This window comes from Paeniglutamicibacter sp. NPDC012692 (assembly GCF_042901625.1).
GTDB lineage: Bacteria > Actinomycetota > Actinomycetes > Actinomycetales > Micrococcaceae > Paeniglutamicibacter.
In genome coordinates this window covers 239,867-252,018 of record NZ_JBIBDE010000001.1, presented here as the reverse complement: position 1 = coordinate 252,018, position 12,152 = coordinate 239,867, and the positions used below count along the sequence as shown (strand labels likewise).

Sequence of the window (12,152 nt, the reverse complement as noted above, 5' to 3'; positions counted from 1 at the left end):
TGTTGAAAGTGGATCTTCATCCCGTTCGTCCCGTGGCATTCCAGCCACCGGACCGCACAAGGTCCCACCCCCACCACTTATGTAGCATCGGCGTGTTCGAGGCGCGCGGGAACCGTCTTCCCGCGCGCCCAAACCTCCCCATGCCGCCTCGTTCGACCCCAGCAGGAGAAGCGCACCTCAATGACAGCAATTGCCCCGGACCACGTCGAGAACTCCCTCATGGAACGCCGTTACGAAGAGCAGATCGAACCAGTCAACCGCCTTCTGGACGAGACTCGCTTGCTGCGACCCGCCTCCTCGGTTTCCTACGTGGACCCGGTGCACAACATCGAGGAAGCACGCATCATTTCGCTGTACTCCAACATCGGCGTCGCCAACGAGAACGGCTTCATCGACGCCGGCTCCCAGGAGGCGGCCACCCGCATGCTGGGCATGCAGTGGCAGCTGGGCCTGCGCCCCGAGTACATCCTGCCGTGGAACGTTTCCCCGTGGCACATCCCGGGCGAGCCGAACGGCAAGTTCCAGCCGCCGGAGATCACCTCGGGCCTGAAGCCGCTGCTGCGCCTGCTCAAGGTCGTGCCGCGCGCCTCCGTCCTGATCGCCCACGGCACCGAGGCGCACCGCCTCTCCGAGCAGCTGCTCAAGACCCAGAACCCGCTGCTGTGGCGCCGCGGCTTCAAGACCTACAAGGTCAAGTCGCTGGACGGCCGCGCGTTCGCCGGCTCCCCGGAGCGCCAGCAGGCGCACCTGGAAGAGATCTACGCGGCCTACGCCGACGCCATGGCGCGCACCGGCCTGTCCTCGGCCAAGTAGCCGCACCCTACGTGACCCGCCGCGTCCCCGATGCGGCAATCCACGCCTGACGACTGGATAAACTCGAGGTTATGCCTACCAAGACCCCCGCGAAAATGACCCGCCCGCAGAAACTCCATCTCGGGCTGGCCATGGTCCTCGCGGGGGTCTTGTACGTTGCCCACGCGTTCCTGAAGTTCAAGAACTACGAGTCCCGCGGCTACGACCTGGGCATCTTCGACCAGGCGGTGCGCCAGTACTCGCTGTTCAAGGCGCCGATCGTCCCGATCAAGGGCGTGGACTTCAACCTGCTGGGCGACCACTTCCACCCGATCAATGCCCTGCTGGCACCGCTGTACTGGATCTGGGCGGACCCGCGCATGCTCGGCATCGCACTGGCGGCCCTGCTGGTCTCCGCCGCGATCCCGGTCTACCTGTTCACCCGGCCGCGCTTCGGGCACCTCGGCGCCGTGCTCACCGCCGCGGCCATGCTGCTGTGGTGGCCCTTCCAGTCGATCGTCAACTGGGAGTTCCACGAGGTCGCCTTCGGCGTGCCGATCATGGCGTGGATCATCTGGGCGTTCGACCGCGGCCGCTACTGGCTGGTCGTCGGCCTCGCCAGCTCCCTGCTGCTGGTCCGCGAGGACATGGGCATCACCATGGTCGCGGTGGGCATCGTGCTGCTCTTCCACAGGCAGTGGGTCAAGGCGGGGCTGACCATGGCGATCGGTCTGGCCGGCTACCTGGCCGTCACCAGCTACCTGATCCCGCTCTTCTCCCCCGCCGGCACCTTCAGCTACTGGCAGTACACGGCCCTGGGCGCCAGCGCGGGCGCGGCGATCGTCTTCCTGATCACCCACCCCTTCCAGTCCATCGGCATCCTGTTCAACCACCAGCTCAAGGTGCTGCTCTGGCTGCTGAGCTTCCTGCCGCTGGCCTTGCTTCCACTGGCCTCCCCGTACGTCATCCTCGGCGCCCCGCTGCTGCTGTCCCGGCTGTTCAATGACCGGCTGAACACCTGGGCCCCGGTCTACCAGTACGACGCGATCATGGCGCCGATCCTGATCCTCTCCGCCGTGCACGTGCTGGGCAAGCTGATCGACCGCTACGGCTGGACGAGGATCAAGGTGATCGGCCCGGCCTACCTGCTCACCTTCGCGCTGGTCGGCACGCTCTTCTTCCATTCGATCTTCCCGCTGGGCCGCACGCTCACCGGCGCCAACTGGGGCACCAGCGAGCTGGTCGCCGCCAAGGAGCGCGCGGTGGACATGATCCCCGACGGCGTCTGCGTCGAATCGGCGGACACCCTGGTCCCGCACCTGACCGACCGCACCTACGTGGGCATGATGGGCGACATCGGCACCGACCTGTCCAGCTGGATGATCATCGACTTCAACGAGCAGGAGCTCGGCGGCTGGGACCCGCTGCTGCCGCCGCAGGCGCTGCGCCGCGCCGAGGCCCTGGGGTTCACGCAGGTCGCCCCGATCGACCACGGCATCATGGTGCTGCACCGCGACATCCCGGTGAACCCGATCTGCTCTGACTACCTCAAGCGGTAGCCGCACCGTCGACCGGGAACATCCCGCGCGGCAACCCCACATGAAGGCCCCACCGACGTCCAGTTCGCGGCGGGGCCTTCGGCGCATTCCGGGCCCTCCGGTGCCCCGCGGCCGGTCCGGAACGTATGCTCTAACCAGTTGGCAGCGGCGGAACGGGGCACCACATGGCCGGAAGGGCAAAGCGGAAGATCACCGACGGCGCGCTGGACCGTGTCTTCTTTGTGCTGGGCGGCACCGCAACGGTGTGGCTTGCCTTCCTCCTGGTCGGCGAGAGCTTCCAGCTGGGCTGGGGCCAGCTCTGGTTCCCCCTGGCCTACTGGGCGTTCGTCGCCTACCTGCTGCTGCCGCGCCTGCACCGGATCCTGACGCAGATCTACGTCCCCGGCTACTTCATCGGCCGCGCACGCACCAGCGACGGATTGCTGGGCGACCCCGTGAACCTCGCCCTGCTGGGCACCGAGGGGCAGGTCCATGCGGCCATGCGCTCCGCCGGCTGGACCATGGCCGACGCCGTGACGTTCTCCAGCGGCCTGCGCATCGCGAGGTCGACGATCCTGCGGCAAAGCTACCGGCAGGCACCCGTCAGCCCGCTGTATCTCTTTGGCCGGCAGCAGGACTTCGCCTACCAGCAGGAGGTGGACAACAGCCCCGGCAAGCGGCACCATGTGCGCTTCTGGCGGTGCCCCGAGGGATGGTTGTTGCCCGGCGGCCGAGCGGTCGACTGGCTTGCCGCCGGGACCTACGACCGCAGCGTCGGCTTCTCGCTGTTCACCCTGCAGGTCACCCACAAGATCGAACGGAACACCGACGTCGAACGGGACCACATCGTCCACTGCGTGTCCGTGGCCGAACCGCTGGCCTCGGTCGGCGTGATCAAGGACTTCTCCACGGGGTACCACTCGCGCAACGGCGGTGGGGACACCATTTCCACCGACGGCGACCTGCCGATCATCGATGTCCGGCGGATCCCGGCCGGACCCGGCCTTCCGGGCCCTTCCCCGCACACCGGCACCGGGATCTCCGCGCCCACGGTGGTCGGCGGCCTGCTGGTCGTTGCCAGGGCGGCCGTTGCGCTGCTTCTGGTCCCGAAGCTGCTCGGCTCCTCGGCGCAGTTCACCCACGTGGTGATCGACGGGGCGCCGGCGGATCCGGACGTTGCCAGGACGGCCTTGGCCGTCATCGCCGCCGTCGTCCTGCTGTTCGGCGTGGGCGAGCTGGTGCTGGCGTGGCGCATCCTTGCCGGCAGGAACTGGGCGCGCGTCGCGGCCATGTGGCTCAGCACCGTGTCAATCGTCACCCAGGCGATCGATGTCTCCACCGGCGTCTCGCGGATCACCCTCGAGGCGGGCCTTGCGGGTCTGGCCTGCGATGTGCTGATCCTCCTTGCCCTGTCGAGCGGCCGCGCCAGGACCTACGCCCGAAGTGCGCCGCGGCGCACCAGGCCGCGGCGCACCCAGCATGTTTCCTGATGCGGCACCGGCGTGCACGCTATTGCTAGGCGCTCTTGCCACTCCGCTTCATGAGGCCTCGCACGATGTTGCCGACCACAACCCAGGCCAGCAGTGCCACAAGCGCATATCCGCCGCTGAGCACCAGTGGCATTGCGACGCCACTTTGGTAGTCACTGTCATCCCCGTAGCCCGTCAGATGCGCGACGGCGAAACTCATCACCGCCGCCGGATAGAAAATACCCACGCCCATCAGCCCATGGGCCGCCAGCACCGCGGTGGGCGCGCTGAGGATCGAACCACGGACGACAAAGAGCACGCCGGCACCCCATGCAGCGTAAACCACCACGGCCAGCACGTTTCCCGCATGGGATCCGGTCTGGAACGCCGCGTATGACTGCCATAGATTCAGCCCGGTGTTGAGCGGTACAACCAAATACACCGAAAAGAATCCGGCCACCCACGTGCCGGCACCGACAGCCAACGCGATGGTGTGCGTCCGCGAACGTGAAGGCAGGATGGCTCTCAAATCTTTCATGTGTCCCATCCTGGCAGTTCAGCACGGGTTTCCGGCCCTGAGGATGGACGCCGGCGAGTTTGGCTCGATCGCGTGGACACAGGGCCCCTCGAGGTTCCGGCTCCAAATCAAAAGGCCGCCAAGGAGGCCAGACCACTCGGCTCTTAGGTGGTGACCCCAATCGTTGACAGCCAATACGCGGCAGGCGGAAACTTGGGAGAACTGAGCTGCCCGGCGGCGCCTCGCCGCGGCGGGCCACTCGGCGGGACGGGGGGGTCTACGATGTCGCCGCGCCTTGCGGATTCGGAGCCGGATACGGTCCGCGAAGTGGTCGTCGTTGAACGACCACCCTCTTGGCGGGGAACACCATTCCATCTCTCGTACGTCCACCTCGACCGGGAAGTTTCCGGGGCGGAACTCTTGGGCATCTATCGCTGGGCGGCGGAGCATCACCTGGAAAACCCGCGTGTGATCTCGCCCTTCACCTTGGAGTGGTCCTCGGTGTTCCATCCGCGCTTTTACCGCGCCGCCACAGGCACCGGCGCCTCAACCGTTCCCTCCCTGGAACCCGTTGAGGCCAATGGCACCGATTCCTCGCCACAGCGCTTGTGGTTCGAGTTGGTGGTCTTCCTTGCATCCGTGACGCTGTCCGCTGCGATCGTCCAATCCCGCTTCAGCAGCGGAACCCTCGCCAGCAAGTACGACAGGCTTTGGCAGGCCGGCAGGTTCATGTCGACGGGCCTGGTTCCCGGGCTGCGGGGCCAGACGCTGATGGACGACGTGGTTGCCATGGCCCATGACAACGAAGTTTCCGACCTCGATCGGCTGCTGGCCATCCGCAGCCGGTTCGAAGAAGTCATTTCCCACCTCCGAGGTCCGGAATCCGTGACCGAAGCCAGTCTCCTCCGGAGTGAAGTTTCCGCGGCACTTCGTCCGCGGTTCGGTTTCCTCGAGGAACTGCAACACGAGCTCGGCGCCCAGCTGGAGTGCGTCATCGTCTACGGCTCCAGCGTGAACAGCAAGGACTTCGCCGACTAGGACCTGGTGTTGGTGGTCCAAGACCCCGAAATTGTTCTGCGGAAACTCTATGCCACCTCTCCGCGGTTCGCCGGCAAGGAACTTAACGTGGGCGTGTATTCAGCCGACGAACTGTGGCGCATGCAGTGCCTGTCGGGAGACAATCTGGCCGACTACAGGCTGTGCATCTACGGGGAAACCCGCGTTCCCGCCAAGACGCCGACCGATCTGCTCATGCGCAACCTGAGCTTCGGGATCGTGCGCCAGCGGCAGCAACTGGGGATGATCGGGGCGGCGTTGGCGGACCTACCACGCCCCGGCGACGACCGCCAAAACCTCTACGGGTACTTCACCAAGATCCCGGCCAACATCGCCAAGGGGACGTTCGGGGCCATGAACCAGCGCCTCACCAAGGAGGAGGTCCACGAATGGATCGAGTCCCTCTGCGGATTCCGGACCGCCCACATGCAACAGCTGGCCACCGACGGCGATCCCGGACTCGCCCTGGCCGAATCCGCCGTTGCAACGGGTGCCGTACTGCGTGCGCTCAACGACAAGTTCAAGGTGGTCCGCCCGCAGGGGCACCCAACCGGGAAGTCGAATCAAGAAGTCCAACCAGGAGGTTTGATATGACCACGCCAGCGCTCCGGCCCGGTGCCGAAGCCAGCATGATTCTCGACCAGTGCCTCGACCTGGAACTCGAGGTGCGGCTGGTTTCCTCCGGCCCAAGGCACGTGGTCCTGACGGGTCCCGGCGGGGAGGAGATCGGCGTGGACCTCGACCACCACCGGCATTCCTTCGTGGAGCAGGTCTTGCGCCAGGTCAAGTTCGAATTCAAGAAGCTGCCGCTGCTGGTCATGGGCGACAGCAAGGAGATCCGCCTGCTGACGCCGAAGATCGCCCAGGCCAGGCTGCTTCCCACCCTGTACTCCTTCACCTTCAACAGGTACGGGGAGGTCAGCGGGACGGAGGACATCCGGGCCCGGTTCTCCGCGGAGATCTTCCGCAAGATGGCCCTGTCCCCGGGACCGTACCGGCTCTCCTCGGCGTTCCTGGCCCTGGTCGAGTCGCCCGAAGGGCCGCTGCTGGCCGAGCGCCGCGTCGAGGTGTGCAACCTGGAAACCAGGGTCAAGCGCTACCACATCGGGCCCCCCCATCCACCGCTACCTTTTCACCGAGGAACACCCCACGGCGGCCGGACCGGCGCTGCGGCGCTGGGACAGGTTCACGGATCCCCTCGTTTGTTTCGACTGGCGGCATCCGCTCACCGACCGCGAGGGGAACCGCCTGGCGGACGAGCCCCTGCCCGACGACTACGCCGCGTTGTGGATCGGAGACGTGCAGCGGGCCAAGTTCCTGGCGCGCGAGACCTTCGGCTGGCTGGAGGAATTCTTCACGGCCGGCGGGCTGAGGCTGATCGACATCTGCTTCTTCATCGACCAAAGCGGCGGAACCATCTACGGGGAAATCAGCCCGGACTGCATGCGAGTGAGGACACACGCCTCCGACGACGCTGAGGCGCTCGACAAGGACCAATGGCGCAGCGGCGGCGACCCGGAGCAGGTCCTCGAACGCTACGCCCGGCTCTATTCGACGCTGTTCGATCCATATCCATCCGCACCGCTTCAAACCCGAACACTTCAAACCCCACCAACTCGAGCACAGAGGGAGATCCAGCCATGAGCACGCTGACCGTCAAGAACACCCGCGCCAAGGTATCCCCCGGCGGTGTCATCACCCTGCCGGTGTCCGCACGCATGGCCCTCGGCATGAAGCCCAAGACCGGCGCCCGCGTCACGGTGGCCGTCAAGGGGAACACCGTGCTGCTCGCGCCCGCGGCCGCCGACGGCGGTTTCCGGGTGTCTCCCCGGGGGCAGATGGAGGTGCGCGGGGATGCCCTGCGTGTGCTCGAAGGTGGCAAGGAGCGGCACTTCTACCTTGAACTGGACGACGAGCGGCAGACCGTCGCCCTGCATCCGTGGGAATGAGGGCGCAGTGGCCGCCGCCCGGGTCGTCGATGCCGGTCGTCGTCGGCATCGACGGACACGACGGCACCGGGAAGACCACGATCGCGAAAAACATCGCGGCGCGGCTGGGCTATTCCTACCGGCGGCCCTTTGGCGGCGAGACCGGGTTGGCGCTGTCGCGTGCCGCCGTGTCCGGCGACCCGGAGGCGGTGATTAAAATCGGCGCCGGCGCCCTGGCCCGGGCCATGGAGACCTCCGGCGAGGGCCGGCCCCTCATCCTGGACAGGTCGTGGATGACCGTCGCCTCGCTGGTTGGCGACGACGACTTCCGCGACCGGTGGACCCTGTGGATCCCCACCGTCCTGTGCTGGGCGGACCTTCCCGCCACGCTCGAACGACTGGCGCTGCGCGACGAGCCCGGGGAAACGGTCGCCTGGCACCGCCACTACATCGACCGGTACCGGGCGATTGCGCAGCAGATGGGATGCGCCATCGTGGACACCTCCCACCGGACGGAGGAAGAATCCACAGCAGAGACGGAACTTGTCGTGCTCGAATTGCTCGGCAGCGCCGGACGCCGCTGAGCAGGGACTGTTAGTCACAGAAGTAAGTGGAGTTGATCTGCGTAGAATACTTGCCGAGATTTTCACAGGTTTGTTTGGCGGTACGGCTGCGTCTCTATGGACGATTGATCATCGCGCATGATTGTTGCCACCAGAACTGAAGAGCAACTTGATCGGGTGTCACCTCGGCCAGGAATAGGCCAACCCGCTCGCCATGAGGGGCGAACCTCGATCAGCAGGCAACCACGACGAAGGATCGGACCGGTCCGAGCCCGGGTCGGACCGGTCCGGCAACAGGAATCAGTCTGCCCTTCGACGGTTGCCCCATGAGTCGGACTGCAACATGCGGTTGAACGAAGTGGCCTCGGTGCCATTTTCGCCCATCTTCTGGGCGCCGGAGCGCTCGTTCACACCATGCACCAGGTGGCGTCACCCCTGCAGCAGGACCCGGATTTGGGTTCCCAGATCCTGCACGAGCTCATCCACGGTCTTGGTTGCGTTGATGCTGGCTGCCATGCCCAGGAACATCACCGCGGAGATGATGTGCGCGAGTGCAACAGCGTTTTCGGGACGGACGCGTCCGCCCCGCCGCAACACGTCGGCAATGGCTTCCTCTGTCTGGGCCGAAAGGACGAGGGCGTCGCGGTGGTGTGGTTCCTCGTGGTCGCCAAAGACCATTTCCCGCAGGTAGGTGCGACCGTTGTCGACCTGAGTGCGGTTGCATTCCACCACGGGACGGACGATCGCCATGACCGACTCAAAGGTGTCGGTGATCGACTCGGCGGCGTTCCTGCCCTTGGTGAGGGCCGCGGCGTAGCCGGAGTTTTGCACGAGCAAGAGCAGGTCGCCTTTTGACTTCACATACAGGAAGAGGGTGCCGGTGCCGATGTCCGCCTTGTCGGCGATTTGCTGGGTGGTGACCTCATCCACGCCATGCTCGGCGAAAAGCTCGCGGGCGGCCGCCACGATCCGGTCGAGCTTGGCCTGCTTGTTTCGCTCGCGCCGGCCCATCGGCTGGGAGTCGACTGGCATAAGGGTCCTTCCGGGAATAAAACATGACTTCACTCAGTTATGAGTGCAGTCGGTACTATGTGGGCTCGGATATGTCTCCACTCATTCTCCCACGGGGCCCCGGGCATTCAGCCTGGCGGCTTGCGGTACCGACGTCCATGATCGACCCACGTAAAGGACTTCTTTCCCCATGGCTTTGACCTCCCTCTGGCAACCGTTCACCCTCGGCCGCCTGGAACTCTCCCACCGCCTCGCGCTGGCGCCCATGACCCGCAACCGCGCCAACCCGGACGGCACCCCCGGCGACCTTGCGGCGACGTATTACAGGCAGCGCGCGTCCCTCGGTCTTGTCATCACCGAGGGCGTCCAGCCCTCGGCCGACGGGCAGGGATATCCGAACACCCCCGGAATCTACACGCCGGAGCACATCGAAGGCTGGCGAAAGGTCGCCGATGCGGTGCATGACGGCGGAGGTTCCCTGTTCGTCCAGCTGATGCATGCCGGCCGGGTAGCGCACCCGGACAACACGCCGCACCACCGTCCACCGGTGGCGCCGTCGGCGATCTCCGCCGACCAGGACATCAGCACCCCGTCCGGGCCGCAGAAGACGCCGGTTCCCCGCGAACTCAGTCCCGTGGACATCGTCACCGTGATCGCCGAGTTCCGCCATGCGGCAGCCTCCGCGATCGCCGCGGGCGCCGACGGGGTGGAAATCCACGGCGCCAACGGCTACCTGCCGCACCAGTTCCTCTCCCCGAATGCCAACCACCGCACCGACTCCTACGGCGGCTCGGTGGAGAACCGGTCCAGGTTCGTCCTCGAGGTCGCCCGGGCCCTCTCCGAGGAGATCGGGGCCGACCGCGTCGGCATCCGGCTCTCCCCGGCCATGCCTCTGGGCGGAATCAACGAGGGCGACACCGAGGCCGTGCGCGCACAGTACCGGCACCTGGTCGGCGAACTGGCCCACCTGAACCTTGCCTACCTGCACCTGCACCACGTCGGGGACGACGAACTGCTGCGCTCCCTCCGGGATGCATGGCCCACCGCGGTCCTGGTGGTCCGCTATGGCCGCACCCGCGAGCAGATTGCCGACGACATCGACGCGGGCCTTGCCGACATCGCTCCACTGGGCCGGATGGCCTTGGCCAACCCGGACATCGTCGAACGCCTGCGCACCGACGTACCGCTGAACGAGCTGGACCCGGCAACCCTCTACGGCGGCGGCGAAGCCGGATACGTCGACTACCCCACCATGGCACACGCCTAAGCAGGCGGCCCGAGTTAACCAGAAGAAGGAATCAAGAACATGTCCTCACTTAACGGTGCAGTTGTCCTTGTCACCGGCGCAAACGGTGGCATCGGAACCCACTTCGTCCACGAGGCCCTGGCCCGTGGCGCAAGCAAGGTCTATGCCACCGCCCGCAATCCCCGCGCCTGGGATGACGAGCGGATCGTTCCATTGGCCCTCGACGTCACCGACCAGGCATCGATCCGGGCTGCGGTTGAGGCGGCCGGGGACGTGACGGTGTTGATCAACAATGCCGGCGCCTCGGTGGCCAGCGCCGGGATCCTCACCCAGACGGACGAGGAAATCCGTGCGAACGTGGAAACCAACTTCCTCGGACCCTTGTTTGTTGCCAGGGCGTTTGCACCCGTGTTGTCGGCAAACGACAATTCGGTGCTTATCGACATGCACTCGGCACTGAGTTGGTATGCCGTCGCCGGAATCTACAGCGCCACCAAGGCGGCCCTGTGGTCGGCAACGAACTCGCTGCGCCTGGAGCTGGCACCCTCCGGCGTGCACGTCCTCGGGGTGCACGTGGCCTACGTCGATACACCCATGGCCGCGCACTCCACGGATCCGAAGACCGACCCGGCGGACCTGGTGGCCATGGTTTTCGACGCCCTCGCCGCCGGAGACCATGAGGTTCTTGCCGATGCAGCCTCGGCACAGCTGAAGGCCGGGCTCAGCGCCCCGCTCGAAGCAATCTACCCCCAGCTGGGCCACACGACCGCATAATAGGCACCCCGGGATCACCGTCGGCCGGATTATCACCCAACGTCGGCAATCCCGGGGAGAATGCCGATGACGGGCTCACCCCGGTGGACCCGTCAGTTCGGGGCCCGCGGGATTGCTGGTTTCGACGTCATCGCGGCGGGAGCCACATCTGTCGCGGCTCCCGCCGCGAGGTCGCTCCGCCGGGAGTCGGCTAACCCCAGGCCGCGGAGTCGGCGCAGGCGTCAACGAACTGGTGGCCGGCCCCGCACATGCGGGGCCGGCCACCGGTTCGTGGTGTTGGATTGGAGTGCGGACCGGGTCCTCGAGGGAAACGGACTTGGTCAGCGGGCGCCACCGTCAGGACTTTGCGCGACGGCCTGCCGGTCGAGAAATTCGACGGCGGCGAGAGCGAATTGCTCGTGGAACTGGAAAATACTGCCGTGTCCTGCGCCCTGGTAGATGATCAGCTCGGAGCCGTTGATGCGGCAGTGCAGGTCGTTGGAGAACTTGGTCGGCACCATGCGGTCGTTGTCGCCGTTGACGATCAGGGTGGGCTGGGTGATGCGGGCCAGGTCCATAGGGGCTGCCCGCCCCCAGTCCTTAATGGCCTTCAGCTGCGACCAAAACGCCCTGAACGAGATGGGGGCATCCCGGTCCACCGTCCGCTCCTCCAGGCGTTTCACAAACGCCTTCGCGGCCTGCTTGCCCTCGGCGTCGCGGTTGAAGAACAGAAACTCCTTGGGATCCGACCTGCTCAAAGTCGCCCGCACCATATCGAGGTAGGTGGTTGCGGCAACCCTGTCCGTGCTTTTGCCGCCCTGGGGGCCGGTCCCAATGAGGACCAGTTTGCGAACCAGCTCAGGATGCCTGGTCGCCAGGCCTTGGGCAACCATTCCGCCGAGGGATAGCGCGAAGACGTCGACCAAGTCGAAACCGAGGGCCCTGATGAAGGCGCACGCGTCGTCGGCCATTTCCTCGATGCTGCCCGGCACTTCTCCGGTGGAAGCGCCCACACCGCGGTTGTCGAAAGCGATGACGTGGTGGTTCTGGGCGATGGGGTCAATGACCCGCGGATCCCAGTTGTCCAGGGTTGCGGCCAGGTGGACAAGAAAGAGGACAGGGATGCCACCCTTGGGACCCAACTCGCGGTAGGCGTAGGTGACGCCGTCGACGGTACGAGTGAGGTTGGGCGCGGCCTTGTAGGAGGCGCCTGTGCCATTCCGGGCATGGTCGTTCGTGTTCATGGTGCCTTCCTGCTTGGTGGCTTTGAGTGGTTTCA

The 12,152-nt window shown here is 65.9% G+C and carries 13 protein-coding genes; 10 read left to right on the top strand and 3 right to left on the bottom strand.

The genetic code is table 11. The features are described from left to right. Window positions 1–180: 180 nt before the first annotated feature. From ACFY5D_RS01050 to ACFY5D_RS01040, 3 genes are all read left to right on the top strand, one after another. Window positions 181–813 carry a uracil-DNA glycosylase gene (locus ACFY5D_RS01050; RefSeq protein WP_387523800.1) on the top strand — a complete coding sequence of 211 codons (633 nt, stop codon included), beginning with the start codon at window positions 181–183 and terminating at the stop codon, window positions 811–813. Between the two features lie 71 nt (window positions 814–884). Continuing rightward, window positions 885–2,351: a DUF2079 domain-containing protein gene (locus tag ACFY5D_RS01045; RefSeq protein WP_387523797.1), complete on the top strand. Its 1,467-nt coding sequence runs from the start codon at window positions 885–887 to the stop codon at window positions 2,349–2,351. A 164-nt stretch (window positions 2,352–2,515) separates the two neighbouring features. After that, entirely contained in the window at window positions 2,516–3,820 is a 1,305-nt protein-coding gene (locus tag ACFY5D_RS01040) for an LssY C-terminal domain-containing protein (protein ID WP_387523794.1), read from the top strand. A 25-nt stretch (window positions 3,821–3,845) separates the two neighbouring features. Here the strand turns inward: ACFY5D_RS01040 and ACFY5D_RS01035 are convergent, their stop codons facing one another. Continuing rightward, complete coding sequence (locus ACFY5D_RS01035; protein ID WP_387523791.1) at window positions 3,846–4,337, bottom strand: hypothetical protein; 492 nt, start codon at window positions 4,335–4,337, stop codon at window positions 3,846–3,848. 399 nt (window positions 4,338–4,736) lie between these two features. On the opposite strand from ACFY5D_RS01035, the gene ACFY5D_RS01030 reads away from it, so the two are divergent. The 5 genes from ACFY5D_RS01030 to ACFY5D_RS01010 all read left to right on the top strand — a co-directional run bounded on the left by ACFY5D_RS01030 (window position 4,737) and on the right by ACFY5D_RS01010 (window position 7,884). Next, a complete protein-coding gene (locus tag ACFY5D_RS01030) occupies window positions 4,737–5,354 on the top strand; it encodes a hypothetical protein (RefSeq protein ID WP_387523789.1) in 618 nt (205 codons plus the stop codon). Between the two features lie 87 nt (window positions 5,355–5,441). Then, window positions 5,442–5,966: a hypothetical protein gene (locus tag ACFY5D_RS01025; protein ID WP_387523786.1), complete on the top strand. Its 525-nt coding sequence runs from the start codon at window positions 5,442–5,444 to the stop codon at window positions 5,964–5,966. Continuing rightward, the gene (locus ACFY5D_RS01020) at window positions 5,963–6,850 is read left to right on the top strand and encodes a hypothetical protein (protein WP_387523783.1); all 888 of its coding nucleotides are present in this window, start codon (window positions 5,963–5,965) and stop codon (window positions 6,848–6,850) included. Before ACFY5D_RS01025 ends, ACFY5D_RS01020 begins: the two co-directional genes overlap by 4 nt. 162 nt (window positions 6,851–7,012) lie before the next feature. Further along, complete coding sequence (locus ACFY5D_RS01015) at window positions 7,013–7,321, top strand: hypothetical protein (RefSeq protein ID WP_387523780.1); 309 nt, start codon at window positions 7,013–7,015, stop codon at window positions 7,319–7,321. Continuing rightward, window positions 7,318–7,884, top strand: coding sequence for a hypothetical protein (locus ACFY5D_RS01010; RefSeq protein ID WP_387523777.1), 567 nt, complete (start codon window positions 7,318–7,320; stop codon window positions 7,882–7,884). Before ACFY5D_RS01015 ends, ACFY5D_RS01010 begins: the two co-directional genes overlap by 4 nt. Window positions 7,885–8,292: 408 nt before the next feature. Here the strand turns inward: ACFY5D_RS01010 and ACFY5D_RS01005 are convergent, their stop codons facing one another. Further along, window positions 8,293–8,895: a TetR/AcrR family transcriptional regulator gene (locus tag ACFY5D_RS01005; RefSeq protein WP_387523774.1), complete on the bottom strand. Its 603-nt coding sequence runs from the start codon at window positions 8,893–8,895 to the stop codon at window positions 8,293–8,295. A 169-nt stretch (window positions 8,896–9,064) separates the two neighbouring features. Here ACFY5D_RS01005 and ACFY5D_RS01000 point away from each other — a divergent pair, with 169 nt between their 5' ends. Together ACFY5D_RS01000 and ACFY5D_RS00995 are read left to right on the top strand one after the other, a co-directional pair. Then, entirely contained in the window at window positions 9,065–10,141 is a 1,077-nt protein-coding gene (locus ACFY5D_RS01000; RefSeq protein ID WP_387523771.1) for an alkene reductase, read from the top strand. 39 nt (window positions 10,142–10,180) lie between these two features. Continuing rightward, window positions 10,181–10,894: an SDR family oxidoreductase gene (locus ACFY5D_RS00995; RefSeq protein WP_387523768.1), complete on the top strand. Its 714-nt coding sequence runs from the start codon at window positions 10,181–10,183 to the stop codon at window positions 10,892–10,894. Window positions 10,895–11,214: 320 nt separating this feature from the next. On the opposite strand, the gene ACFY5D_RS00990 is transcribed toward ACFY5D_RS00995, so the two are convergent. Beyond that, the gene (locus ACFY5D_RS00990; protein WP_387523765.1) at window positions 11,215–12,117 is read right to left on the bottom strand and encodes an alpha/beta fold hydrolase; all 903 of its coding nucleotides are present in this window, start codon (window positions 12,115–12,117) and stop codon (window positions 11,215–11,217) included. Between the last annotated feature and the right edge of the window lie 35 nt (window positions 12,118–12,152).